The sequence below is a fragment of the Candidatus Trichorickettsia mobilis genome (assembly GCF_963422225.1).
Lineage (GTDB): Bacteria > Pseudomonadota > Alphaproteobacteria > Rickettsiales > Rickettsiaceae > Trichorickettsia > Trichorickettsia mobilis_B.
Map to the genome: position 1 here is coordinate 1,165,001 of NZ_OY728607.1, position 26,417 is coordinate 1,191,417.

At 33.0% G+C, this 26,417-nt stretch carries 20 protein-coding genes, 2 tRNA genes and 1 pseudogene; 9 read left to right on the forward strand and 14 right to left on the reverse strand.

Annotated elements, in window-relative coordinates; genetic code table 11:
* Positions 1 to 169 precede the first annotated feature (169 nt).
* Complete coding sequence (locus tag R2I74_RS05495; protein ID WP_316354398.1) at positions 170 to 718, reverse strand: Hsp20/alpha crystallin family protein; 549 nt, start codon at positions 716 to 718, stop codon at positions 170 to 172.
* A gap of 173 nt (positions 719 to 891) precedes the next feature.
* Here R2I74_RS05495 and R2I74_RS05500 point away from each other — a divergent pair, with 173 nt between their 5' ends.
* The gene (locus tag R2I74_RS05500; RefSeq protein WP_316354399.1) at positions 892 to 1,194 is read left to right on the forward strand and encodes a DUF721 domain-containing protein; all 303 of its coding nucleotides are present in this window, start codon (positions 892 to 894) and stop codon (positions 1,192 to 1,194) included.
* A gap of 175 nt (positions 1,195 to 1,369) precedes the next feature.
* On the opposite strand, the pseudogene R2I74_RS05505 reads toward R2I74_RS05500, so the two are convergent.
* The 4 genes and pseudogenes from R2I74_RS05505 to R2I74_RS05520 all read right to left on the reverse strand — a co-directional run.
* Positions 1,370 to 2,761: pseudogene (locus R2I74_RS05505) on the reverse strand (Ppx/GppA phosphatase family protein); the annotation flags it as partial.
* Positions 2,762 to 2,923: 162 nt separating this feature from the next.
* The gene (locus tag R2I74_RS05510) at positions 2,924 to 3,646 is read right to left on the reverse strand and encodes an amino acid ABC transporter ATP-binding protein (protein WP_316354401.1); all 723 of its coding nucleotides are present in this window, start codon (positions 3,644 to 3,646) and stop codon (positions 2,924 to 2,926) included.
* Complete coding sequence (locus R2I74_RS05515; protein ID WP_316354404.1) at positions 3,643 to 4,293, reverse strand: amino acid ABC transporter permease; 651 nt, start codon at positions 4,291 to 4,293, stop codon at positions 3,643 to 3,645. The genes R2I74_RS05510 and R2I74_RS05515 overlap by 4 nt, the downstream gene beginning before the upstream one ends.
* Positions 4,294 to 4,359: 66 nt before the next feature.
* Positions 4,360 to 4,435 (reverse strand) — tRNA-Ala (locus tag R2I74_RS05520).
* A 134-nt stretch (positions 4,436 to 4,569) separates the two neighbouring features.
* On the opposite strand from R2I74_RS05520, the gene R2I74_RS05525 reads away from it, so the two are divergent.
* On the forward strand, positions 4,570 to 5,217 hold the full coding sequence (locus tag R2I74_RS05525) for a hypothetical protein (RefSeq protein ID WP_316354406.1): 648 nt from the start codon (positions 4,570 to 4,572) through the stop codon (positions 5,215 to 5,217).
* 68 nt (positions 5,218 to 5,285) lie between these two features.
* Here R2I74_RS05525 and R2I74_RS05530 read toward each other — a convergent pair whose 3' ends face one another.
* The 4 genes from R2I74_RS05530 to R2I74_RS05545 form a co-directional block, all read right to left on the reverse strand.
* Positions 5,286 to 6,203: an amino acid kinase family protein gene (locus R2I74_RS05530; protein WP_316354409.1), complete on the reverse strand. Its 918-nt coding sequence runs from the start codon at positions 6,201 to 6,203 to the stop codon at positions 5,286 to 5,288.
* Complete coding sequence (gene yihA, locus R2I74_RS05535) at positions 6,160 to 6,747, reverse strand: ribosome biogenesis GTP-binding protein YihA/YsxC (protein ID WP_316354410.1); 588 nt, start codon at positions 6,745 to 6,747, stop codon at positions 6,160 to 6,162. Before yihA ends, R2I74_RS05530 begins: the two co-directional genes overlap by 44 nt.
* A gap of 139 nt (positions 6,748 to 6,886) precedes the next feature.
* Entirely contained in the window at positions 6,887 to 8,578 is a 1,692-nt protein-coding gene (gene yidC / locus R2I74_RS05540) for a membrane protein insertase YidC (RefSeq protein ID WP_316354413.1), read from the reverse strand.
* A gap of 576 nt (positions 8,579 to 9,154) precedes the next feature.
* Positions 9,155 to 9,246 (reverse strand) — tRNA-Ser (locus tag R2I74_RS05545).
* Between the two features lie 404 nt (positions 9,247 to 9,650).
* Between R2I74_RS05545 and parA the strand changes: the two genes are divergently transcribed.
* From parA to R2I74_RS05575, 6 genes are all read left to right on the forward strand, one after another.
* Complete coding sequence (parA, locus tag R2I74_RS05550) at positions 9,651 to 10,289, forward strand: ParA family partition ATPase (RefSeq protein WP_316354415.1); 639 nt, start codon at positions 9,651 to 9,653, stop codon at positions 10,287 to 10,289.
* A 142-nt stretch (positions 10,290 to 10,431) separates the two neighbouring features.
* Complete coding sequence (gene flhA / locus R2I74_RS05555) at positions 10,432 to 12,534, forward strand: flagellar biosynthesis protein FlhA (protein WP_316354417.1); 2,103 nt, start codon at positions 10,432 to 10,434, stop codon at positions 12,532 to 12,534.
* A 202-nt stretch (positions 12,535 to 12,736) separates the two neighbouring features.
* Complete coding sequence (locus tag R2I74_RS05560; RefSeq protein ID WP_316354419.1) at positions 12,737 to 13,432, forward strand: phosphatidylserine decarboxylase; 696 nt, start codon at positions 12,737 to 12,739, stop codon at positions 13,430 to 13,432.
* Positions 13,433 to 13,630: 198 nt separating this feature from the next.
* Entirely contained in the window at positions 13,631 to 14,413 is a 783-nt protein-coding gene (locus R2I74_RS05565; RefSeq protein ID WP_394355828.1) for a CDP-alcohol phosphatidyltransferase family protein, read from the forward strand.
* Between the two features lie 3 nt (positions 14,414 to 14,416).
* Positions 14,417 to 15,469, forward strand: a complete 1,053-nt coding sequence (locus tag R2I74_RS05570) for an HlyD family secretion protein (protein ID WP_316355321.1) — start codon at positions 14,417 to 14,419, stop codon at positions 15,467 to 15,469.
* 253 nt (positions 15,470 to 15,722) lie between these two features.
* The gene (locus R2I74_RS05575) at positions 15,723 to 15,902 is read left to right on the forward strand and encodes a hypothetical protein (protein ID WP_316354420.1); all 180 of its coding nucleotides are present in this window, start codon (positions 15,723 to 15,725) and stop codon (positions 15,900 to 15,902) included.
* Positions 15,903 to 16,104: 202 nt separating this feature from the next.
* On the opposite strand, the gene R2I74_RS05580 is transcribed toward R2I74_RS05575, so the two are convergent.
* From R2I74_RS05580 to R2I74_RS05590, 3 genes are all read right to left on the reverse strand, one after another.
* Complete coding sequence (locus tag R2I74_RS05580) at positions 16,105 to 17,457, reverse strand: sensor histidine kinase (protein WP_316354421.1); 1,353 nt, start codon at positions 17,455 to 17,457, stop codon at positions 16,105 to 16,107.
* Complete coding sequence (locus tag R2I74_RS05585) at positions 17,441 to 18,844, reverse strand: sodium:solute symporter family protein (RefSeq protein ID WP_316354422.1); 1,404 nt, start codon at positions 18,842 to 18,844, stop codon at positions 17,441 to 17,443. Before R2I74_RS05585 ends, R2I74_RS05580 begins: the two co-directional genes overlap by 17 nt.
* A gap of 960 nt (positions 18,845 to 19,804) precedes the next feature.
* A complete protein-coding gene (locus tag R2I74_RS05590; protein ID WP_316352999.1) occupies positions 19,805 to 20,929 on the reverse strand; it encodes an IS91 family transposase in 1,125 nt (374 codons plus the stop codon).
* A 143-nt stretch (positions 20,930 to 21,072) separates the two neighbouring features.
* Between R2I74_RS05590 and R2I74_RS05595 the strand changes: the two genes are divergently transcribed.
* On the forward strand, positions 21,073 to 23,316 hold the full coding sequence (locus tag R2I74_RS05595; protein ID WP_316354424.1) for a Tn3 family transposase: 2,244 nt from the start codon (positions 21,073 to 21,075) through the stop codon (positions 23,314 to 23,316).
* A gap of 450 nt (positions 23,317 to 23,766) precedes the next feature.
* On the opposite strand, the gene R2I74_RS05600 is transcribed toward R2I74_RS05595, so the two are convergent.
* Entirely contained in the window at positions 23,767 to 25,257 is a 1,491-nt protein-coding gene (locus R2I74_RS05600; RefSeq protein ID WP_316354425.1) for an Npt1/Npt2 family nucleotide transporter, read from the reverse strand.
* 232 nt (positions 25,258 to 25,489) lie between these two features.
* Positions 25,490 to 26,407 carry a 50S ribosomal protein L11 methyltransferase gene (locus R2I74_RS05605; RefSeq protein WP_316354426.1) on the reverse strand — a complete coding sequence of 306 codons (918 nt, stop codon included), beginning with the start codon at positions 26,405 to 26,407 and terminating at the stop codon, positions 25,490 to 25,492.
* Between the last annotated feature and the right edge of the window lie 10 nt (positions 26,408 to 26,417).

A 26,417-nucleotide genomic window follows, 5' to 3' on the forward strand; every position in this document is an offset into this window, starting at 1 on the left:
AGAGAATGCGGCAGTATTAGTAAATTAAAGCTCTATGGATTTTTTCTTGATTGGCTTCGCTTAATGCATGCAATGATTTTGGTTGCCGGCTTTGTGAGTCGTATTGATTTCAGGTTTATATATCTTATTTTATATTTACAACGGTCACGAAGAATTCATTAGACCTCTCTTACTTCTTAATATTAATTTTTCTTACATCTTTAGTTAATATATTACGTGGTAAGGTAATAGTTAGTACGCCATTCTTAAAAGTTGCTTCTATGCCATCTGCTTCTGCATCATCTGGTAAAGATAATACACGTTGGAATGAACCATAAGAACGCTCTATGCAATGAAAATTCTTATTTTGTTCAGTTGTTTCTTTTTTCTTATCACCATGAATTGTAAGAGTTCTATTAGCTAATTCCAGATTCACATTTTCTTCCTCTACTCCAGGTACTTCTATGGTAATTGTATATTCTTTATCACTTTCTGTAATATCTATGCTAGGTTTAAAAAATCCACTCATAATATTATGATCACTAGTAGGTTTTAATGAAGGAAAGCCAAAATTATTTAATGTGCTATCGAATAGTCGATCTATTTCTCGATGTAGTTGCAGCATAGGATGTTTAGAAAAATTAGAGAAAGCGGTTGTTTTATGCGTCTCTGAACCAGTGTGATCATGATTTTCTTCGTTGCTTAACCAGTTCCAAGGATTCCATTTTTTTATATCCATGATCATACTCCTTTTATTTAACAATTAATTTGTTTTATCTACGAAAACTCTATAACTATAATAGTATATAATGATTTTTTAAATTTCAAGTAATGAACTTAAAAAACATTATAAATTTTGTACGCAATGCCTATAGTCAATTGAAAATGAACGCCAGATTAGGGACTTAAGAGATGAAACCAATTATTGATGATATTAATAAAATAATCTTAAATATTGTTGGTAAAAAAGACCCATTGCTTGCAGAAATTATGATGAACTGGACAAAAATTGTTGGAGGTGATTTTAGCCAAAAATCTAGCCCTTTTAAGATATCTACTTATCGTGAAAAAGGGATGAAGATAAATGTCTTATATATAAAAACCGATAATGCCGCATTATCGTTAGAAATATCATTTCAACAAGAGCTAATAATTGAGCGTATAGCCGTATATTTAGGATTTAAGGCGATACATAAGTTACGTTTAGTAATATAGGTACTTTAATGCCAAATCACTTTCTACAGATTAATTATAAAAAATTTTAGATGGGAGTGCTCAAGTAGTTTCTACGAACCAAAAGCCTCAGCTCATTTTATTACTCCTTTGAAATTGAATTGGTATAAGTATCGAGTGGTGGCGCTATGTAGTTTTTGTAAGAGTAAGGCGTGTAATATTGAGCTGTTTTTCTAGCAAAAGCAATGTCTTTTAAACGTTCACAAACTTTACCAAATATTACTCTAGGTAAAATTTCTGCTGTTGAAATTTCAATATATTTATCTTTTAAATGTAATGAAAATGACGGAATATGAAATTCCGGCCCATCAACTTCTTTGGTAATTTTAATAAAATTACCAATTATTTGACTATTACAATAATCTTGCTTACTAATCATCCTTTTGGCCAATCTATTAATATAAAGGTCAGATTTTGAATTATATGCACATGCCAGGCTTAAACTCAGCATTATACGCTGGCGGTGACTAAAAGGAATATCAGAAGCTAAAATAAATTCTACTGCAAAATTAGCTCGCAGCGTTTTATCAATATTTTTATTGAAATGTGCAAGCATAATAGCAAGCTTTACTATATCAGATGTAGTGGCATCAGGTTTTATTAAAAGGTCAGCGATAACTGCACTATATTGATCAAGTTTGCAGATATTGTCATCAAGCTTTACTAAAGCTTTCACTCTTTCATAGACTATATCTTTTTCTTGTTCGCCTCTAGGTAATGAAATAAATCTTACTCCTTCTTTAAGGCCATAATTTGAGATTATTACCTTTTCTGAAGAAAAGACATCTAACATAGCCTTGGCTACTAGAATTGCATTAGAATCAATTTTCCGTTGTTCATAAACCGGTTTGATTCTTCGAATATGATCTAATTTTTCTAGATATATTTCAAAATCTGCGCGAGGAATTTCAAGATTATGCAGATTCTTTAATGGATAATGGACAAAATCCATATATAATCTACCGATTAAGCGAAAAGCACCACCAATTAAATATAAATTTGGATAATGAAAAGTGCCAAATTCTGTTCGTATTATATTGGTAATTATCTCCAAATTATCAAGATTGTTGGCACTTATGACTTTGGTACCTAATGGTAAAGATTTTAGGCTGCCTACTTCTTTATTAGCGATTGACGCTAACTCTAAGCTACCACCACCAAGGTCAGCAGCAATACCATGTGCGTCATTTATACCAGATAATAAACCAGCTGCAGTAAGATATGCTTCACGATCACCGGAAATGACATCAATTTCTATATTAAATTTTTGTTTAATGAGTTGTTTAAACTCCGCAGTTCTTGGATGACCTCTTAAGGCTGCAGTAGCAACGCATTTAATCGTTGTCACTGATAATTGGTTGAAGATATGTATTAGATATTTTAATGATAAGTAGGTTTGATGTTTTACATCAATGTCTTCCATCTCAAGTAAGCTCGGAATATCACTTTTAAATTTATCATTAAAAATTTCTGGAGCCCCTAAACTATCTCGTTCATAAACTACAGCTCTTATAGCATTATAGCCAATATCAATAATCGCTGAGCGCATTTATATTCCCTATTGTTACTATAATAAATTAATTACTAAAATGGATTGATAGAGTCTGATAAGACGAACAGAACATTTTATACGGTTAGACTAGTTTTTGCTACAATTTTATCTATTAAATTATAGCTATACCTAGGCTATATAGCTTTTAAATGGGCATTATTACATTAAATCACCAATATTCTCCAGAAATAACCGTGCTCGATGTGATTTTGGTTTAGCAAAGAAATCTACCTTATTTTGATCCGCCAGTACTTGTCCATGATCCATAAAAATGATACGATCAGCTATTGCTGCGGCAAATTTAAGGTGATGAGTAACAACCACCATAGTAATTTGTGATTTTAGTAGCAATATTGCGTCTATTATTTCTTTAATTACTTCTGGATCCAGTGCTGAAGTTGGTTCATCAAATAATATTATTTCTGGCTCCATCATTAGTGCTCGGCAGATAGCAACTCTCTGTTTTTGTCCACCTGATAAATCTATTGGTTTGGATAATAGCTTGGTTGCTAAGCCAAACTTGTTTAATAACTCTATTGCTTTTATAATACTTGCTTCTTTGGTTAAGCCTAAAACATTTATCGGGCCATATATTAAGTTATCACGAACATTCATGTGTGGAAAAAGATTAAAAGCCTGAAACACCATGCCAATTTTTAAGCATAATTTCCTTCTGTTGCTATTGGTCAATTTTTGTCTGCCAATTAGTACATGACCACTAGTAGGTTCTTCTAAATGGTTGATACATCTAAGTAATGTTGATTTACCGCTGCCAGATGGTCCAATAATAGCAACTGTTTCACCATTGCCAAAATTTAAAGTAATATTCTTTATGGCATAATTATCACCATATTTCTTAGAAATTTTTTCAAGGGCAATCATGCTAGTTTTTTCTCTAATATCCTTGATAAATAACTAATCACTAATACCAGAAAATAATAGGTCGTTGCAGCTATACACATAGGTACAAAAAAATTGTATGTTTCTGCGGATACCATTTGTGCACGGCGCATGATATCCATTTCACCGATCATCGAAATAATAGCTGATTCTTTAATTAAATTAATTAATTCATTTATTAATGAAGGTAAAATAGTACGGATAGCCTGAGGCAGGATAATATCCTTCATCATTAAGCTTTGAGGTATACCTAGGGCTCTTGCAGCATCAAATTGCCCCTTATCAACAGCTTCTATTCCGGCTCTGATTATTTCAGATACATAAGCTCCAGAATTTAACGAAAATGTTAATACACCAGCGGTGAATATATTAAGCTTTATATCTATAAAACTCGGCATACCAAAATAAATAATGCTTAACTGAATTAATACCGGCGTACCACGGAATATCGAAGTATAGACATGGGCAAATGTTCGTAAAGCAAAATGTCTGCTCATTTTGAATAAAGCTAAAAATATACCAATAATCAAACCAAAAAAAACTGCTAGTATACTATACTTTAAAGTAACAACCGCTCCTTTGATGATAAAGCTAGCTGATGGCCATGAGGTTATAAATTCAGTGAGCATCAAAAACCTAATTATTTGAGTGAGGTTAAGCTTGGTATAGGGATACTTCAACATTTTTTGAAATTATGGTGGAGCCAGGCGGAATTGAACCGCCGACCTTTTGAATGCCATTCAAACGCTCTACCAACTGAGCTATGACCCCTTGACGAATTTAGATATTTTGATCTTGATAATTACAAAGACTGGAATTATAACGTAATTCTTTTATATTGCAAGATTATGGTTATATGTATATTAAAAATCTTTTATCTATATATATATTAAGAATTAACTTATATGTTACCTAATCGTTCATTTTCACGAAGAGTAGGCAAAGGCCTATCTAAATCACAAAAAAATCTTCTGGGAGATACTTTAGCTCAATATTTATGGAGTAATAATTCGTTAGATACTCACCATGTAGACAGATCTATAATTCTTGAGATCGGCTTTGGTATGGGAGAGCATTTTATTCATCAAGCATGCTGTAGGCCTGATCAACTACTTATCGGGGTTGAAGCATATCTCAATGGTATTGCCCATGTTCTTAAACTTGCTTTGGATGCAAACATTCATAATATTTTGTTGTGGCCTGATGATCTGGATTTGATGATCGAAGATATTCCTCTTGGTTGCTTAAGTGGTATTTATTTATTATTTCCTGACCCATGGCCAAAGCGTAAACATCATAAAAAACGTTTTCTAAATAGCGAACGACTTGATGTATTACAAAGCAAATTAAAACAAGGAGGGTTCTTTGTCTTTGCTTCAGATGTTGATGATTATTTTTTTGCTACTAAAGAGCTAGTGGTTAAGAATAATAGCTTTAAGCCATTAGACGGTGATTTTTTAAATCAACCTAATGATTATATAGTAACAAAATACCATAATAAGGCACAAATCGAAGGGAGAACGGTTAGGTTTTTACATGCTATCAAAGCTTAAATAACGCGAGTTGCCAATTAAAACTGCTAGAAACGAGAGTTTCTAGCAGTTTTAATTGGCAACTCGCGTTAAATAGCAGAATCTGCATCCATCAGTAAGCTTAATATGATTGAATCTGGCAGTACAGCGTCGATAAGATGTACACAGTATATATTATCATTAAGAGCGTTAATTGCTGTTTGTAGTAAATTTCTTATCTCTAACTCATGTGTATCATCCAGTAAAATATTTTGTAATACCTGAGTATCTTTAACTTTTAAGTTTTTATCGCCTAATATTGTTGTGGTTAAAGGTAAAATCAAATGATCTGCGTTTAGGGTAGCAGCAATAGCAGCAGCAGTAAGGTTAACATCAAGTAAAGTAGTGCAACCATTTTGGTCATTAGCTATTGGTGAAATTACCGGAATAATATCACGATCTTCAAAACTAAGGAGCAATTCAGGGTTAATCGTTACTGGTTCGCCAATAAATTCTATATTAATTATATCATTATTGCTTGCGGGTTGTTTGTAAATAAATCTTGATTTTCTAGCTTGAATAAAATTGCAATCTTTGCCGGAAATACCAATAGCGTGACATCCTACTTTACATAATTTAGATACTATTAACTTGTTAATATAACCTGATAAGACCATTTCAATTATTTGAGCACTTTTGTGATCTATTATTTTGAGACTATTAATAAACTTTTCATCAAATTCACAGTTTTTAAGTGTATTCCCGATGAGATCAGCGTGATCATGAACAATGCAAATTCTTGCATTACATAAGTTTATTAATCGTATATTTTCAACAAAGTTGGTTAATAGAAGATCGTTAGTTATGATTATAGAGGGTAGTTTAATGACTATTACCTGATCTTTAATCTCACTACTACGTAAGATAATATCTTTTATCATGTCGCTAGTAGTAAAATTAGCAATGTTCTTAGCTTTTTTTTGTTTATGATCTGATGCGTTCCAAACTAAACTGCAATTCTTTTGCACCTTCTCTACTCCTGCTACTTGTCGTAATTAGATTACATGAGTAACCTAAACTTGCAAGTAGATTTTTACTGGAATTCAATAACTCTGCTTTATCTGAAATTTTATCTATCTTAGTAAATACTATTTGAAAATGTTTATTATATGAGCTTAGTAAGCTCAATATTTCTAAATCATGAGACTTAATGTTACGTCGTGCATCGATTAGTACATTAACTAATTTTAAATTATAACGATTCTTTAAGTAATAAAGAATAAGTTTTTCCCATTCTTGATGCTTATAATTTGGAACATCAGCAAAACCATATCCTGGCAGATCAACTAAAATAATTTTGTTAGCAATAGTAAAAAAATTAATTTGTTGAGTTCGCCCAGGAGTTTTAGATACTTTTGCTAAATTATGATGATTACATACAGTATTAATTAAACTTGATTTACCAACATTAGATTTACCAATAAAAGCTACTTCTGGTAAAAAATATGGAGGAATCCTGTCAATTTCAGCAGCGCCTGCGGTAAACACAGCCTGCCCGTTGAATATAGTCATTAGCCTCTCTCACAAACTCAGCAATGCAGATGATTTTTTTAATCCAAAACAAACCTAAAGTGCGTTCTGTGTCTCCTTCAAATCCTCTCTCATGCTTTAGTTTGTAAGAGAGGCTTATTGAACACCTTCAAATATTCCACTAGTTACTTTTATCCAATTTATTAATATAGTATTGTTGGATAATAGATAAAATATTATTCCATGACCAATAAATTAATAAACCAGCGGGAAAGCTACTAAACATCACTAAAAAAATCAGCGGCATAAACCTCATTACCTGGGCTTGAGTAGGGTCTGCAGGTTCTGGGCTCATTCTTTGTTGTAAGAACATGGTTAACGCCATAAAGATTGGCCAGGCGCCAATTAATAAAAAACTTGGTGGTGTAAAAGATAACAGGCCAAATAAATTAAAAATAGAAGTGGGGTCTGGAGCAGACAAGTCTTTAATCCAGCCAAAGAACGGTGCATGACGCATTTCAATGGTTACATATAATACCTTGTAAATAGAGAAGAATACTGGAATTTGCACAAATAATGGTAAGCACCCTGATAGTGGGCTTGCTTTTTCTCTTTTATATAACTCCATAATTTCTTTATTTAATCGCATCTTATCATCATTATATAAGGCTCTAATGCGTTCAATCTCAGGTTGTAATTTTTTGATCTTTTTCATTGAACGATAAGATTTATTGGCTAAAGAAAACATCAGCAATTTAATAATTACTGTTACTATTAAGATGCTTACTCCAAAATTACCGACATAATTGTAAAAAAAGCTCATAGCATTAAATACTGGCTTGGTTAAGATGTAAAACCAACCAAAATCAATGGCTCGATCAAAAAGCTTGATGTTGTATTGTTGTTCATATTTATCTAGTAAATCAACTTTCTTGGCTCCAGCAAATAATCGATGAGTGACTGTCGATATATTTCCTGGTTCAATAGGCTGTGATGGTGCCATAAAATCTACTTGAAATTTTTCAAATCCAGTTTTTATAGCGTAATTTAAGTTTGAGTTATATTGGTGACCAGCATCTGGAATGAATGCGGTTAGCCAATATTTATCGGTAATACCAAGCCAATTAATTGATGCTGCAGCAAATTTATGGTTTTTCTTATCTTTAATGTCTTCGTAGGAATATTCTTGCAACTCGCTATTGATACTGCCAATGAATCCCTGATGTAAGATGTTTATCGCTTTTTCTTTATTGCTGTAATTACGATTAATTAACCCATAATATTGGATTGCAATTTTTTGCTTGCTGTTATTGGTTGTAGTTTGTTTAATGGTAAATAAGTAATCATTATCCATACTAATATTAACAAGAAATTCAACTCCTTCAGGGTTGGTCCAGGTCAAATTTACAGCTTGTGTTGGTGTTAGTTCCTTGTTATCTGTTTGCCACTGCGTATTACTATTCGGTAAATTAGTAGCATCAGTATTGCTAAACCAGCCTACTTCCACAAAAAAAGCATCTTCTGACCCAGAGGGAGATAATAATTCCACTGGTTTGCTGTTTGGAGTAAGATCATGCTTGTATTTCGACAATGTCAAATCATCAAATCTAAGTCCTTTTAAATTAATAGAACCAGACAATGAAGGGGATGTAATCTGCACCCGAAGATTCTCGGTAGTTGTAATAGCTTCAGCTCTGGTATTAGTTGTTGCAATAGCAGTAGTTTCTTTTTGCAGTTCTAATTGTTGGTTGTAGGCTTTATGCGAAGCGGTCAATTTTTCAAGTTTGGGTTTTTCATAAAAATGTTGCCACCCAAAGATAATCCCCACTGAAAGGACTATGGCAGCAATTAAATTAGTAATATTATGATTCATTTTATGATTATATTTTTTAAGATTCAGTTGAGGTTTTATAGGATTTGGATAAAATAATCAAGAATTACAAATGCTAATTTGGGATATATAATCTGAGAATCTTCAAATCACTATATGGTTCAATCGACATACAATGACGGCTCATCTTAAATTCACCTGCTGTCTGGAGTTTAGCGGTTATCCCCAAATTCAGCCGCTTGTCATTAAATTCAGATGACAAGCGGCTAAAAACTTCAGATAAAGTTGACTTGCCATTATCATTTACTGCTATGTAACATAATCGTTATTTTATAAATTGCATACATAAATAACATAAATAATTTTAATGAACATATACATATGTCTCCAAAAATCAAAATCTGCAGCGGCTCTTCCGTATTTTCTGTGGTTTATGCAGAATGAGGTGGCTTTGCTTATCTATTAGGCATTTTTATTCCTATTCCTTTGACCTTATGTTTAACATATTGTCCGGAATAATATAGCCATATCAAAATGCGATAGAGCCTATGAATACTGGGATTTTGAGGGGTGTTATAAGATTTTAAATGATAACCAAAAAGTTCAAGCCATGCAAACTGGCGGAGAGAGGGGGATTCGAACCCCCGATACGAGTTTCCTCGTATAACGGTTTAGCAAACCGCCGCCTTAAGCCTCTCGGCCATCTCTCCAATTAATTATAATCTGGCTGTGTGATAATTTGTACATAACTTAACCTGGCTTCACTAGGATACGCTCAAAATTACCACATAAGCTTAAAATTAAATATATCTAAGCTGGTGCTATAATTTTGCTATGTATAGCACTGAAATATAATAATTTCTAGTCCTAATTTACAATCTAATAATACGATATTATTATTTATGTTATCTTAGATGGCGTATGTAAACAAAACATTAATTGAATTTTTGCCTATTTTAAATGAAGGACGTTCTGTTTAGAAGCATAATATCTACTAAAATTAAATTTAGTATGAAAAACAACGTACGACAGCAAAATAATATTTTTTTGTACTATCATTTGGATATAAGTTGATATTTATTTTACAAATCAGCAAATTCCCATAGAATTAACCATGATAAAAATTATTACGATAGCACAACAGAAGGGGGGAGTTGGTAAAACTACCATTGCAGCACATTTAGCTGTAGCTTTGAAGCAGAGTGGTGGACGTGTGTTATTGCTGGACATTGATCCACAGGGTAGTTTAACACGTTGGCATAGTTTGAGAGAAAAACGCTTTGGAGCTGGGTATACAGGGATAACATTTAATAATAGCGTTGGCTGGAAGTTAAATATAACAATTGATCAATCCAAGAATAAGTATGATTATCTGGTGATAGATTCCCCTCCGCATACAGAGATCGATTCCAAGGCAGCTATTAGAGTAGCTGATTTAGTATTAGTGCCGATGCAAGCTAGCCCTACCGACGTATGGGCTACTTCTACAACGCTAGATTTTATTGCTAGCGAAAAAAAATTAGCTAAAATTATCTTGAATCGGTATAATCCATCTTCAAAAACGGCTAAGGAAGTTATTGCGAATGTTCCTAATTTATTATCGGCTTATCTTGGTAATAGAGTTGCATTTAGTTCATGTTTTATGCATGGCATTACTGTTGTTGAAGCTGAGCCCAATTCTCAGGCAGCATTTGAAGTTAGACAATTGACTGACGAAGTGTTATTAGTGCTAGGAGATGGCCATTTAAAATAAAGATGTGCCAATCATAGAACATAGAGTTTGTAACAAACTTAAGTGCAGAATCTAAATATTAATTTACATTTAATGAAAGATCTTAGGTGGGTTTAACCCACAAAAATGCTAGGGAGAGATATACACTTTGGAATATAAATATATGCCACAGATACTACAAATTTTAAAACGAATTAGCCAATATAGTGATGTTGCCTTAGCTTGTTGTATAGTGGGCATCTTAATGGTGCTGTTATTTCCTATACCAACTGGTTTTCTTGATTTTCTATTAGCATTTTCTATTGCTTCATCAATCATCATTTTAATGACCACTCTTTTTATATCCAAACCTTTGGAACTAAGCGTTTTTCCGACCATTCTCCTAGTAACTACTTTACTTAGGTTATCGTTAAACATCGCTTCAACCAGGTTGATACTTGCTAATGGTCATCTTGGAGCTGATGCGGCTGGTCATGTTATAGAAGCATTCGGTCATCTTGTGATGCAAGGTAATGTTGTTATTGGGTTAATAGTATTCTTAATTCTAACAATCATCAACTTCATAGTAATTACCAAGGGCTCAGGAAGGATAGCCGAAGTTGCAGCAAGATTTAGTTTAGATGCTATGCCTGGTAAGCAAATGGCTGTTGATGCCGATCTGGCGGCAGGAGTTATTGATGAAGCAGGAGCTAAGGCTAGAAGGCAGAGCCTAGAAGATGAGAGTACTTTTTATGGAGCGATGGATGGGGCTAATAAATTTGTTAGAGGAGATGCAATTGCTGGATTGGTAATTACTTTTATTAATTTAGTTGGCGGAATGATAATTGGTATTTTGCAGCGTGATTTAAACTTTGATACTGCTATGCAAACGTACACTATATTAACTATCGGTGATGGTTTAGTGACTCAAATTCCTTCTTTGATTATTTCTTTGGCTTCTGGTTTATTAGTCACCAAAGCTGGAGTTATAGGTTCAGCTGATAAAGCCATATTTGGCCAGCTAGGTCAATATCCACAACCGCTGCTAATGACAGCCGGCGTTACTACGATGATGGCGTTTGCTCCTGGATTACCATTTTTTCCTTTTTTTATTTTAACGGTAACGGCAGCAGTCACCGGATATTTAATTTATAAAACAAAACAAATATCTAAGGATAATACAACTTCAGGATCATTAGTTGGGCAGAAAAAAGATGGTACTACTAGTATGGGAGTAAGTGATAGTAGTGGTCAGGAAACGATCAGTGATACCTTGCAGCTTGATGCGATAAGGCTTGAAATTGGTTATGGATTATTGTCAATGGTTAACAATGGTAAGGGACAACGTTTAACAGAACAGATAAAAGCTTTGCGTAAGCAAATCGCAAAAGATTATGGCTTTGTCATGCAATCAGTTCGTATCCAAGATAATATTCAATTAGATAGTGAAACTTATGTAATTAAAATTAAAGAATTGGAAGCAGGGCGTGGGATAGTGAGAGTCGGTAAATTGTTAGTTATGGATCCAAAAGCACAATCTATAGAAATGCCTGGCGAACACACTAAAGAGCCGGCTTTCGGGTTAGCGGCTAAATGGATTGATGAAAGTTATAAAGAAGAAGCATTGTTTAATAATTATACGGTGGTTGATGCTTCTACAGTTATTACTACGCATCTTACCGAATTAGTAAAAGAAAATATTACGGAGTTACTATCTTATAGTGAAACCCAAAAGCTTTTAGATGAAATAGGTGAAGAGCATAAAAAATTGGTGAAAGATACGGTGCCAGATTTAGTTTCAATAGCAACTTTACAAAAAATATTACAGAATTTATTGGCTGAAATGATTTCAATTAGAGATTTGCCTAGTATTTTAGAAGCGATAGCTGAAGCTGTGCGTGCTAATAAAAATATGACCGGAATCACAGAGTTTGTACGAGGACGCTTATCAAGGCAAATATGCCATATCAACACTAATAATGAAGGATTTATACCAATAGTTACCGTATCTCCTGAGTGGGAAAGGTTGTTTACACAGAACCTGGTTAATGATGGTGATGATAAACAGTTGGCCATGCCACCGTCCAAATTGCAGGAATTTGTTGCGGCAGTAAAAAAGATATATGATGAGCAAGCGATGAAGGGATATATACCGATTTTACTAACCAGTAGTACTATTCGGCCGTATGTACGTTCTATTATTGAAAGGTTTAGGCCATCAATTGTGGTGATGTCGCAGAATGAAATACATCATAAAGCCAAAATTAGAACATTATCAATGTTATAATAGCAATATCGAGAGTTGTTTCAATGCATTCGTTAGAGTTGCTATTACAGTTCGTACTTTATGAACGCTCTCTTAAATTTATTGTCTTCCCTTGAGTGGTCGTTGCTATACACATAACCTATTCATAAATTATAGATATCTCTTGACCATCAGGAGTTTGAAAATTATCATTACGCTGCAAATAACTTATTAGAGAGAAATAATGAAACAATATAGCGATTTTTCAAAAATTATTCATAAGGAAGGCTATATTTTTATAATTAGTTTTGCAGCAGTAACATTCTTGTTAGCTTCGTTTAGCGCTATACTAGGATGGTTGAGTTTTGTTGCTACTGTATGGTGTATGTATTTTTTTCGTAACCCTGATCGAATAACGCCAGTTGCTCATGAATTGGTAATTAGTCCAGCAGATGGGATTGTTCAAAATATTACTGAAGCAGTGCCACCAGTTGAGTTAGGGCTCAGTGATGAAGAAATGATTAGGGTCAGTATTTTCTTAAACATATTTAATGTACATGTTAACCGTATCCCTGCAAGTGGCAAAATTTTGGCTCTACATTATAACCCTGGTAAATTTTTTAATGCCTCATTGGATAAAGCTAGTATCTATAATGAGCGTCAGTCGGTATTAATGGAAACTAATGATGGACATAAAATAGCTTTTGTACAAATTGCTGGTTTAATTGCTCGTAGAATTGTTTGTGAGTTAGAAGAAGATAGTCAGGTTCAAGCTGGAGAGCGATATGGGATTATTCGTTTTGGTAGTAGAGTAGATTTATATTTACCATTAAAAACAGCTATTCTTGTTAGTAAAGGGCAAACTTGCATAGGAGGAGAAACTGTAATCGCAGATTTCAACCTCAAAAAAACCTCTGAACCAAAATTTGAAAAAAGATAAGATTACTATAGCACTATTAGTGATGCTAAATTGACGATACAGTCTTTATGAACAAAGAGCAGTCATCCTGAAACAAGTTCAGGATGACTGCTCTTTGCTTGAGATGAACGGTTCTTTGTTCGAAATGACTGTGTCGTTAATTCAGAACCTTAATTCTAATTCAATTTAAATAATTACAGCATATTATTATTTGATGTAATGCACAATATTGAAAGAAGTTTAATGAAAAGAGTTAGAATAAACAAACCAATATTATTCACTAAACTAATTCCTAATGTCATTACCTTATTAGGACTGATTGTTGGCGTTAGCTCCATCAGGTTTGCTTTGGATAGTAGATGGGAAATAGCAGTATATTGTATTTTAATTGCTGGAGTTTTAGATGGTATTGATGGTCGAGTTGCTAGGTTACTAAACGCCACCAGTCCTTTTGGTGCAGAGTTAGATTCTTTATGTGATTTCGCTAATTTTGGTGTAGCACCAGCTATTATGATCTATCTGTGGTCTTTCCAGCAATATGAATTTAAGCTATTATCCTGGTTTGCCATGCTGTTATTTGTAGTATGTATGGCAATAAGACTAGCACGATTTAATACTATGATATTTCTTGCTCACGATAAACAAGATAAAAAATCAAAATATTTTTCTGTAGGTGTACCCGCTCCTTCAGGAGCATTACTTGCATTAATACCAATGATACTGGATTTTGAAATTAGCACAGTACTACAGATTAATATTCGTTCTCATACGATACTGATAGATATTTATATTGCAATAGTAGCAGTGCTACTGGCGAGTAGAATACCAACATTTTTACTAAAAAATGTACATATTAAACCGGAATATTTGTCATTATCAATGATTCTATCTGCGATTATCATTATTAATATTATTATATATCCTTGGTATACATTGCCAATAGTAGCAGTAGGTTATCTGTTGTCGATTCCCATTGCTGCGCTTATTGCTAGGAGAATGTAGATAATAATGTCAATTATTCATAAAGCTATAGCAAAATACCAAAATCTCAAATATTGGAAATATTTTACATGCCTTGGGGCAATAATATTATTATATTTATCATACCAATTTTATATTTGGTGTAATACCCAAGCTTCTGATAATGCTTATATTGATGCAGATATATCTAACGTTAGTGCCGAGATCAGTGGTAAAATTAATCAAATACTGGTTTTAGAAAACTCACAAGTTGCTTGCGGCGATCTAATCGCTACCATCGATGATAGAGAATATACAGCTAACTTGGCTAAAGCTGTTGCTGATGTTGAGGCTAGCACTAGGGATGTTAGTATCATAAAACAAAAAATTGTTATAGAACAAATTAATTTAGAAAAAAGTAAAGAAATAGCAAAACATGCCAAAACTAACATGGATATTATAGAAGTTGATTATCAAAGAACTATAGGACTGAATAAAGATAATTTTACCAGTAGAAAATTACTTGATATTGCCAGGATTGCCTTTGAGAAAGCAAAATCTGAATGTATACAAACAACTTTCAACTTACAAACCAGTGAACAAAATCTTATATTATTAAATACTCAGCAAGCAGTTGCGGAAGCTAAGCTTGAGTCGTTAATACAAGAACGTAATATAGCGGCGCTCCACTTAAATAATACCAAAATTATAACTCCCATTGATGGCATAGTTTCAAATAGCGGATTACGGGTAGGTAATTTTATCCAACCTGGCGTACCTTTATTCTCTATTGTGCCAAATAATAAATTGTATATCCGAGTAAATTTTAAGGAAACACAGCTAGCTAAATTGAGAGCTGGAATGCAGGCAGTGATTATTTTTGATGCGTTGCCAAATAAAAAATTTTTTGGGAAGATACGTAGTATTTCACCTGCCACTGGTGCTAAATTTAGTTTATTTCCACCTGATAATGCGACTGGTAATTTTACTAAAATAGTGCAACGAGTTCCAGTGCTAGTGGATTTTACAGAGCCTAAGGTAAAGCAGTTTAATTTAGTTCCAGGGATGTCTGCTGTAGTTAGTATACGCACAGATTAATTGAGCCTGATTAACTCCAATAATTGTAACGTGGCTTAGCCAAACGTCATCAATATGGAGGTAAATTAAGTACAAAAGGGAATTTATGCTCTGTAGTGCGCTTGTCCTGTTTTTGTAATTTAATCAGTTCTCTGTTGATCCAAGATCTCTTGTATAACATAGAATAAGGAGGTAGTTGCGATAGCAATTTAACACATTATTATATTATCATTCTCAATTTTATAAATCTAATTATTAAAGATATGCCACTATTATGAAAACAAAATTAATTATCGATGATATTACAGATACGGAGCTGGTTACACGGATAGAAAAAACAAATATTAATGCAGTAGACGAAAATAATAATGAAGAAGCAATGGATAAAAAAATAATAACAATCGATAATGATTGTACTACTCATACTAATAAAAAATTACCATTTTTCAAATGACATCGACCTCTCTCACAAACTAAAGCATGAGAGAGGTGGTGCACCTCGAACCTACAGCGCATTTAGGTTTGTTTCAAAACCCCGTGCAAAAGTACAAATCTATCCGCTAATAGAGAAGTGGAAAATCGAAGCTTCCATCAAATCTTGACTTCTACCAGTTGTATTGAATCTTATTTTAAACTTACAACAATGCTTATATTGATTAATACGATAAACTAAACTTGAACCTTGCTCCCTTCGTACCATTACTTTCAGCTTGAATAGTGCCACCATGAGCTTTGATAGCTTTTTCGCATAAAGCAAGTCCTATTCCTCGACCGCCAGCCGGAGTGCGAGTTTTAGAGCTAACGGTAAAAGCACTAAATATATGTATAAGTTCATTTTGTGGTATTCCTATACCTTCGTCTTGAATGCTGAATTCTACGTTGGCAGCTATTTTGTACAATTTTACAGTTATTTTACCCGTCATCCCACTATACTGAATTGCATTGATAATTAAATTATCAATAGTAGAGGTGATATAGCGCTGATCACAATTTATTTCGATGTTAGGCTCTATTTCAGTAAAGAATTGCAGTTCTTTGTTATTTAGATATAATTTTTTGCAATGATCCAGACGATCACGTACAAGTTTGCTAAAATTCACATTAGTTTTATGCAGCTCATAGGTTAAAGATGATAATTTTGATAAATCTAATAAGTTATTAGTTAAACTATTTAATCTCTGAGAGCTTTTTGCTATCTCTTCTGCTGCTTGACGTCGTTGTTTATCGTTTAGGTTATCATAACTTTCCCATAAAACTTGCCCCATACTTATTATCCCGGTAATTGGAGTATGAAGCTCATGCTCTAAATTACGCAGAAATTCATTTTTCAAAGCTAATGATTTTGCTAATTCTTCTTCTCGATCAATAATACGATCATCTAGATGATTAACTTTCTCGTCAGTAAGTGCTTGTTGTTCTTGTTTAGGTTTAAGAAAAATAATTATAGCAGTAGCAATTAATAGAAAAGCATATAGAACAAATGAACTAGATTTTATGCCAATATCTACATTTTTTATACTAACTCCTGTGTAATATTGATAAAATTGAGTGCCTAGAGATAATCCTACTATAATCATTCCCACAGCAATCTTCCATCTAATCAAAATTGCTACTACTATCAGATTGACTGTAAATACCACTGTTACTAAAGCAGCAAAATTACTTAACATTACAAAAAAGCTACTACAAACTATCAGTAAATAAAATACACCTATATTCCAGATAACTTGTATAATAATATCTTTCTTTAAAATATTGGGCCAAAGAGGATAAGTTACTATACATACTGAGAGCATAAGCATGCTTTCATAAATATATATCAATGTTTTCTGTTCTTGAAGCCCAGAAACACCAGATATGTAGTACATAGTGCAAATAGTGGATATGATACCAAAGATACCGAGCCCAGTATAAACCAACTCTTCTTGCGGTGAATTGTTTTTACAAAAAGTTAAAAAGCTAAAGCTCTTAATAAATTTAATAACAAAAAGTTTATACTTTTTTAGCAACAAATCCTCCTTGTTGTTTTAACAAGTAGTGGCTTCCAATGCAAAATACAGCATTAGTAATCCATCCTGGTACAAGACTATCAATTCCAGTAGTATCCATAAAAAATTGACGCCAAATTGGTACACAAATAAAATGGGCTACAATCCCTATCAATATCGCTTTTTCTGTGGTGCGAAATCCTAAAATAGCCAGCATTAATGGCATGGCTACCAAATTATAGCTTTGTGTCATAAAAACTAGAGAAAGCAAGTCATAATCCAATGATGCTAAGAATAGCGCAACCATGCCAATTGTTAATGCAATAAGTTTAGATAAAATTAATTCATTTTTAAACTTAAACCCCAAAAGAGTAAGAAAATCATGAGTTAATACCACTGAGGCAGAATTTAAATTAGCATCTGCATTAGACATACACATTGCACCGAGTCCTACTAATATAAATCCTTTAAGTCCGACGTGAGCATAATTATTTATTATATAATGAACCAAGTTATCTGGTTCCAGAGTAGGATCGACATTAAAGAGTAAAAATCCAATCCATGACATTCCAGATAGAATTAATAGCAGCAATATAGAAGAAATAGTAAAGGCCTTGGTAACTTGTGTTGTAGAGCGACCTATACTTACTCTTTGAAAAAGAGTGGCATCAAAACTAGGAAGTGCAAATAGAATAAATAAGAATGTCAATGACCAAAATTTGGGGTTTGAGAAACCTAAGAATTCTTGAGGATTAAATATAGGATTATTCATTGCTTGCTCAAAATCAAAACCGTTAATATTGGTATATTCATGCCAAATAATAATACTAAGCACTGGTATTAAAACGCCAAAAGTAAAGAACTGGATTACATCGGTAAATGCAATCGATCTAATACCACCAAAAGCTGAGTAAGATACTACTATAAAACCAGCCAGATAAATTGCATAGTCACTTGATATCCCTAAGTAAGATTTAAAAATAGTAGCAAAAACCTTAAATTGTAATGCGATAAAGCCTGATGCAACTACTGAACCACAAATTGCTGCAATTAATCTTACACGTTTCCCATATAAATCCCCCAAAGCTTCAGCTATAGAAACTTTTCCTAAAAATTCTCCCATTTTTGGAACAAAAATATGAGCCACCAACAATAAGCCAAATGACATTCCTAAACAGCCAATAGCATAATGTAGGCCTGTAGTATAAACTTGGGCTAAAGTAATAAAGAGATAATCACCACCTAAGTAACCGGCCATTATTGTAGACACAAGCGTTCCAGTGCTAAAATTTCTGCCGCCCAAAGCGTAATCTTGGATAGTTTTATTTTTTCTTCCCCAATATAAACCAAAACCAACGTTTGCAATTAAATAAATAATAAAAATGGTAGTATCAATATCAGTATTCATAAATTAAACCATATTTTAAATTAATGAATTTGTTTAGTCCCATTCAAGTAATTATATGAGTTTGTATAGAAGTCAAGATACAAGATTTTATTAGTTTTTTCAACAGCCAGTTTTTACTATCAACTGATTATAAATTTTAAAATTTACAAAATTCTTAATAAAATCTTGAGTCTTAAGCTTTTGGATGTATGGTGCGTATTAATTATAAATGGTATCAAATAAATGAGAGGAAAAAGGCAGTGCAATAAGATTCCTACGGCTTTAAAAAAAACGAGTTCAATCAACTTTTATCCCCTTCGCTTAATCAAAATGAAATATAGCTTATAGAGTTTTAGTTTTTAATTTTAGCATAGTCAAAAGTTAATTACTCTATCTCTTAAATCTTGGCTGTAGCTGATCATTGATATTTACTAAATTAAAATAATCCTTTCATATTATCAATAATTTAATCTAAATGTAATACGAGTTAGTTATAATGTTAATAGCTGCATAACGTCTAGAATTTCAATTCTTTACTCTCTGCTGAACAGTAATTACAGATGCGACAAAGCTTGCAGAGGTACACTTACACCGCTAATTCGGTGCAACAGAACCAAAGCATCACCTGCGTACAAGCTTGTCTTTTAATAATAAAAATTCTTTTACAAATGACTTGACGTTAAATCACAGTACTATATATATTCAATTAATAAATTGACTTAATTGTTTTGATAATTAATTGTGATTACACTAATAGATATTAATTCATAGTATAGGAATTTCAAAAATTTTACCAAAAATATTTTTTTGAAAATTTTAAAATTTTCTTTAAAAATTTGGTTGTTAAATTGTGATATTAGAAATTATTGACACTTGTATAAAAATCTTCTCTTAAAATCTATCTCAAAATAGGCCAATTTTTTAAAATTATATTAACGTGGCGTGAAGCAACGGTTCACCATATGAATATCACCGAGGCGTTCACAATAATTCATTGATCTTCACTAATAACAAGGGTGGAGATAAACCGTAATAAACCTGTCTCAGGCTCATAAATTGATTACAGTTTGGACAAGATAACGGATCTTTTTTAAAGTTTAACCAAATCATTAATCTCCAGTTCAATGACTTGATTTTCTTAGGTATAATTTGGTTTATCGCCTTATATACAATAGGTAGTTGTATTCCTCTAGTTCTGTTAGATAAAAAGCCGTAGTACCTTATTATTCGAAAATAACGATCGGGTATGTGCATAATCAGGCTAGATATAAACTGCAGTACAGGCATTGTGACGTGATCAATCGTGTTATTGTAGTGGTCAAGAAATCTAAACGTTACTTGCAGTCCATCATATTCCTCTATTCTTGCCTCAGAAATAGGAGGTCGTTTTATATATCGCCCTAAATAGTTTATGTTGCGTTTATGATCGTCTGATGGTTTTTGCAAATAAACATACCAACTGATTTCATATAGGCCGATCATCCAGTTGTTAAAATCGCCATCATTTTGATATTTCGACGGTAATTTCAAATTACTTGAGGCGTATTCTGAGCGAAATAACTCAAGAATTCTATGTCTCCACATTTTTTTAATAGGCTCGGCAGGGAAAAATAATTTACGCCAATTACCCTTGCTATCTATACCGCCGCAAGTAACCGATAAATGGATATGAACATTACGTTTTAAATCTCTACCGAAGGTGTGCAGGGCAGTAAATATAGCGACTACAATCTTTTTCTTTGTTGCTATTTCCTTAATAATTCCGGCGGCAACAGCAGAAATTAATCCAAACAGATTGCGATTAAGCCAAAATATTGGCCATAATGAGTCGGGCATTGTAAATGTAATGTGCTGCCAACGTGTCTTTGGTAGAACATTGGTAGCTTTACTTATCCATTGATCTGTTTGCTTCTTACCGCAACGAGAACAAAATCTACCTTTACAACTAAATACTACTGATTTACCGTGATCACATGTAGGGCAGCTATAACTCTTAAATCCTAAATATTTCGTTCCGCACAATATAACTTTAGTAACGTTAAAGATAATACCATACCTCAGCTCGCTATATTTTTCAGTGAAATCGACGCCAATTACCCCGATCAAGAAAAATATGTTTTATAGAGATTCCTTTACCGATTATTTCCATCTTTTACTCTGATTATTTGTAATGACTTGCATATTACCTTTGATAACAGAAGTTGGCAAGAGATGTAAAAAGCTAAGCTGCCACCGATAGGTGGCTTATCTTGATTACCAGTTTTATCTATTATAATAACAACTTCATTCAAGAAGCCAATGAATACGCTAATCAGCAGCTCGTACTCCATACAATCCATTATAACAATAATTTACCAAAAGTAAGTAGCTTATTAAGATTTATGGGAGAAGATGCAGAGCAAATAGACCATACAAATTTTTGGAAATCTGCGTACAATATTCTTCCTAAAACTCAGTATCTACCAACAGCTGACTATATTGCGGGACAATCCTTTGACTTTGAGTCTGCTAAATGGGAATTCTATGTTAATAAGGCTAAGCGTATCAAGGGCAACCTCCGTATGCTATTCAGATCGATAGAGTTTTGTAGCATTAAAAAGGATGATGATTTAATGCAAGCCATATCATTCTTGAAGGATGTGTTTGATAAAGACTTGCCCTTGAGCAAAGTAGCTACAGATAAATTTCCTGATAAATTTATCCCAAAAAATATCAGAAAGTATCTACATATTGCAAAAAATGATAGTACTGCTAAATCTGAAAGTACAAAGCAAGCAAGAACAAACTCAGACAAAGCTACCAAGATCAATGCTTATCATCCTGATAAATATGAGTTTTATCTATATCAATCTATTGCGAAAGAAATTGATAAAGGAAATATTTTTTGTAACGAAAGTATCAAATACAAAAGCCTGAGTGCAGATCTTGTCTCTGATAAGGTATGGCAAAATAAAGACGAACTCCTACAAAAACTGAACTATCCTAATATCGCAGTCAACATAGAACAAAGACTTAATGAGTTAGAGGTAAAACTTCATACAAAAATTCTAGAAGTGAATAGAAAAATTGCCAGTAAAGAAAACAGTCACATTAAAATAAAAGAGAGCAAGACTAAAGATGACAAAGTTGATAAGGATGGGAAAACACAGCACAAATGGCATTTAATCAACCCTACTATAGAGGAGAAAGATGACAATTTCTTTGCTGGAGTGCCAAATATCAATATCAGCGAATTACTATATTTTATCAACGAACAAACCAACTTCTGTGAAGCTTTTGATCATATTAAACCACGTTATTCTAAGCAAAAAGCTGATTACGAAGGAATCATTGCATGCATTGTAGCAAACGGGTTTAGCTTTGGTACTTATCGCATGTCGCGAAGTTGTGATATAAGCTATAGCACTCTGAGTAATATAGAAAAAAACTTTTTGAGCCTAGAGAATTTACGAGAAGCTAACGATATTATCAGTAACAAAATAGCAAGTCTGAAGGTTTTTAATTCGTGGAACATTTTACCAGATAAGTTACTGGCTGCAGTAGATGGTCAAAAGTTTGAAACAAGGCTAGATACTATGCAAGCTAGATACTCTCCAAAATATTTTGGCTTAAAAAAAGGTATTGTCCCATTTAGTATGGTACTCAACCATGTACCGATCAATTGCAAGATTATTGGCGCCAATGAACATGAGAGCCATTATACCTACGACATTATATATAATAATACTTCTGACGTTGATCCAGACGCTGTATCGGGAGACATGCATTCAATCAACAGAGTCAATTTTGCTGCGCTTGATTCCATAAGCAAATTATTTATGCCAAATTTTTCTGATCCGGAAGAACAAGTCAAAAGTCTCAGGAGCATGAAACCTTTGGTCCTTTATAAAGACTGCTTTATCAAACCTACTAAACTCGCCAATAGAAAACTTATCACAGAGGAATGGGAAAATATTCAAAGAATTTTTGTATCACTCGCTACCCAAGAGTCAACACAAGCTACAATCATAAGTAAGTTGTCATCTCATAAAAGATATAGCAGAATTAAAACAGCTCTTTGGGAATATGATTCAATACTGAAAAGCATCTATTTACTGGATTTCATAGATGATGATATTTTACGTAGTCAAATTCGTAAAGCTTTAAACAGGGTTGAGTCTTACCACCAGCTACGTAGAGCTATAGCAAAAGTGCATAGTGGAAAGTTCAGAGGACAGACCATTTTAGAGAACGAGGTCTGGAATCAATGCTCTAGATTACTAGCAAACTCTATAATATTATACAATGCAATTATACTAGATAAACTACTTGCAGAGTGCATTGCACAAGGAAATATAGAAGGAATAAACTATTTAAACAGCATATCACCAGTAAGGTGGGAACACATAAACTTTATTGGCAAATATGTATTCCTACAAGGAAAAAGTACAATAAATATTGAGGATATAATTGCACAGTTACAAAAGAACCTAAAAACAACCTTATACACCTAGAGATATAAAGTATACAGGGCATTTTGGTTTATTGGCGGGGATTTGTGCTTCGGACGCCATTATTGGATTCATATTATGCAGCATATCTCTTAATTTTTGGATTCATATGAAAATTATAAATTCCAATCCTAGACTCTGTAAACAAATTTTATGGGATTATTTAATTTATCAGATCTACAGGTCTAAATGATTCGCCACTCGATCCACAACACACATTAGCATGTAAGAGGGTGTATGTAAATAAAACGTTAAGATGGTTTTTAGGATATTTTTTAATATTTCAAGCAAAATTTTATGATAATAGTGGTGCTATTATCATAAAATTTGAAGTAGAAAGATAAGAAAATAGACAAAAATTTCAATTAATGTTTTGTTTACATACACCCTCTAAGAATTCAAGGGCAAAAAGGACGCAAGAATCAGTCATTAGAGAGAAATTTTTTACAGAACCTAATAACTATGATCAATCATTTGCTTATGATACTCTTTATTTAAAGCTCTTATGCCATACAACCACAATATAACTATAATCAAGAAAATTCCTGCAAAATAAGGAGTCGCCTCAGCAAAACCCCATGCTGGCAACAATGCAAAGAATGTAGATTGAATAATCCCACCACCAGACTTACCAAACCGTCCTCCCACTACATCGACTGCTGCCTTACCTTTAGTTTTTAATTCATCATCAAGAGGAATATATGCCATTTCTTTAGTAGAATCAAATAATGAGTATTTTGTTGCTTTACTCAGTACATTTTGAATCATACCAATTACCACCGCAACTACTAACGGTCCAGAGGATAGTAGTCCAGTTAGATGCATAGCAATTACATTATCAAAAAATATAAAAGCAAAGAATGCGACTCCGGTGATTAAAATCATTAGAGGAGTTAATATCGCCGCTGTTCCCCATGAAACTCGTCTGAGTATATTACTACCAACAACCATAAAGATAATTGCCGCAAATCCTTGCCAAGCCTGAAATTCTCCCATAAACATAGTATAAGCCTCTTTCGTAGGGTATAATTGTTTAACTTTTGCTTTCCATACTCCTTCCACAAGATTAATTGATACACCATAGGATAAAACTAGTATTGCAATAAGCCCCAAATATTTTGAAGAAAAAATCATTTTTAAACTTTCACCTATAGAAAGCTTTACTTTAGCTTTTTTTACTTTGCCACTAGCTGGAGTATATAAGGTAGGATCCGTCAAAACATTAGCATTAATCCATGCATACAGAAACATTACAGTAGCAGCACTAACTATTACAATCATAAGCACCGGAATAAACCTAAATTTCTCAGCTACTATATGTACATTCTCACTTAAAAAGTAACCAATGACTAGTGAGGCTAACGGTAAAGCAGCATTACCAAGTAAACCAAACATTGAGTAAAAGCGTTTTGCTTCCTCAGTTTTAGTAATCTGATTTGCAAATTGCCAAAATAATAAACTTAACATCAAGCTTCCCCATAGCTCGGAGATAGCATAAAAACTCGCAAAACTCCAATATCCTATAATTCTAATGAACCATTTAAAATTAGGATATTGTTCACTCAAGCGAACAATTGTTTCAGGGTCAAGATTGAATTTGTCAGGTTCAGGGTATAAAATAAAAGCAAAGATTGCGATATATACAATAAAAAATGAAGTAATCACGTAAAAGACTTTTTGCTGACTCATAGCATTACAAAGTTTTGTATAAATTATCATGGCTAGTATTGCTGCTGGCAAAACAATATAAGTTTTGAGGAAACCTATTGCTTCCGGACCTATCGCTGTAACGACAAAACCATCTTTTACTGATCTTAAGATCGCATAATTGAATAAAATGCAAAACATCATCGCTGCCATCGGTAAGAATTTTTTACTCTCATGCCATTCAATAGGCCAGATGATTTTTCTTAGTTCTAAGAGATAATGAGGTGTTTGATTCATAAAATATGCCATAATAATTAACTAAAAATAAAAATAAAGATTTAATAAAAATTTATATTTTTATAAGTAAAATGTATAACTTTTAATGACAAAAGTCAAGCTAGATCAGATTTTTTTTGAAACTCATGCGTAAAAAGCCTTTAGATATCGCTCACAAGCAGTCTTTTATTAGCTGTAGAACGGACGAATTTTGACGACAAAATTACTTCTTAGACGCTTATCTGTTCATGCTCTAAAAAGTATATTGCATCACCAAGATTACCCATGAGTTTTTATAAATAGTAGCGACTGATTTAAAATTCAATTTTTCATAAGTATCAACTATTTCAGATAATTGATGATCAAGAAATCCTGACAATATTAGATAAGCAGCAGGAGCAGATATTTGTTGTATTTGCTCAGATAACATTACTAATGGAGTTGCCAAAATATTAGCAATCATTAAATCATATTTAGGTAATGAAGCTGGCGGAGGGAATAATTCTGTAGGATAATTTTGAAAAAACTGAACATTAAAATCATTAAATTTGGCATTATCTTTAGCAATCTCAATTGCTACCTCATCGGAATCACAGCCATAAATTTCAGCATCTCGCCAAAGATGGCTTGCAACAAAACTCAAAATACCAGTACCAGTACCAATATCTAAAATCTTATGAAATTTTAAGTGCGCCAACTCCTCCATTGCTTCAATACATCCAGCAGTGGTGTTATGCTCTCCTGTACCAAACGCTCTTGCGGCATCAATAAATATGCCGATTTTATCTTGAGGACATAACTCCTTATGTGCTCTGGCACTGATAAAAAAACGATTTATTATTATGGGCTTTAACTGACTGTGATATACCGCAATCCAATCCTGATCATGGATTTTTTGCAGTTTTATTTCATCTAGCACCGCTAAATCATGAAGTTCAGCAAATGCTGTAATTTGCTCTTGAATAATTAATAAATTTGGTTCTTCACTAAGATAAATTTCAAAACACCAGATATCATCTGGCATCGCTTCTACAGTTTTTGAATCAACTTCGTAATAGCTTATATTAATTATGTTTGATATTGGCAATGTATCAAAAGTATCAAGATACCGATATTTTGTTTTAAAAGAAATTTTATAAGTATCTTTTGATTGACTGAAAGGAGTGTTCATGTTTTAATTT

Bases quoted from the DNA above. Each gene is read 5' to 3' on its own strand.
- R2I74_RS05495 (WP_316354398.1), bottom strand. From the start codon at position 718: ATGGATATAAAAAAATGGAATCCTTGGAACTGGTTAAGCAACGAAGAA.
- R2I74_RS05510 (WP_316354401.1), bottom strand. From the start codon at position 3,646: ATGATTGCCCTTGAAAAAATTTCTAAGAAATATGGTGATAATTATGCC.
- parA (WP_316354415.1), top strand. From the start codon at position 9,651: ATGATAAAAATTATTACGATAGCACAACAGAAGGGGGGAGTTGGTAAA.
- R2I74_RS05575 (WP_316354420.1), top strand. From the start codon at position 15,723: ATGAAAACAAAATTAATTATCGATGATATTACAGATACGGAGCTGGTT.
- yihA (WP_316354410.1), bottom strand. From the start codon at position 6,747: ATGACTATATTCAACGGGCAGGCTGTGTTTACCGCAGGCGCTGCTGAA.
- R2I74_RS05605 (WP_316354426.1), bottom strand. From the start codon at position 26,407: ATGAACACTCCTTTCAGTCAATCAAAAGATACTTATAAAATTTCTTTT.
- yidC (WP_316354413.1), bottom strand. From the start codon at position 8,578: ATGAATCATAATATTACTAATTTAATTGCTGCCATAGTCCTTTCAGTG.
- R2I74_RS05515 (WP_316354404.1), bottom strand. From the start codon at position 4,293: ATGCTCACTGAATTTATAACCTCATGGCCATCAGCTAGCTTTATCATC.
- R2I74_RS05585 (WP_316354422.1), bottom strand. From the start codon at position 18,844: ATGAATACTGATATTGATACTACCATTTTTATTATTTATTTAATTGCA.
- R2I74_RS05560 (WP_316354419.1), top strand. From the start codon at position 12,737: ATGAAACAATATAGCGATTTTTCAAAAATTATTCATAAGGAAGGCTAT.
- R2I74_RS05525 (WP_316354406.1), top strand. From the start codon at position 4,570: ATGTTACCTAATCGTTCATTTTCACGAAGAGTAGGCAAAGGCCTATCT.
- flhA (WP_316354417.1), top strand. From the start codon at position 10,432: ATGCCACAGATACTACAAATTTTAAAACGAATTAGCCAATATAGTGAT.
- R2I74_RS05600 (WP_316354425.1), bottom strand. From the start codon at position 25,257: ATGAATCAAACACCTCATTATCTCTTAGAACTAAGAAAAATCATCTGG.
- R2I74_RS05500 (WP_316354399.1), top strand. From the start codon at position 892: ATGAAACCAATTATTGATGATATTAATAAAATAATCTTAAATATTGTT.
- R2I74_RS05565 (WP_394355828.1), top strand. From the start codon at position 13,631: ATGCACAATATTGAAAGAAGTTTAATGAAAAGAGTTAGAATAAACAAA.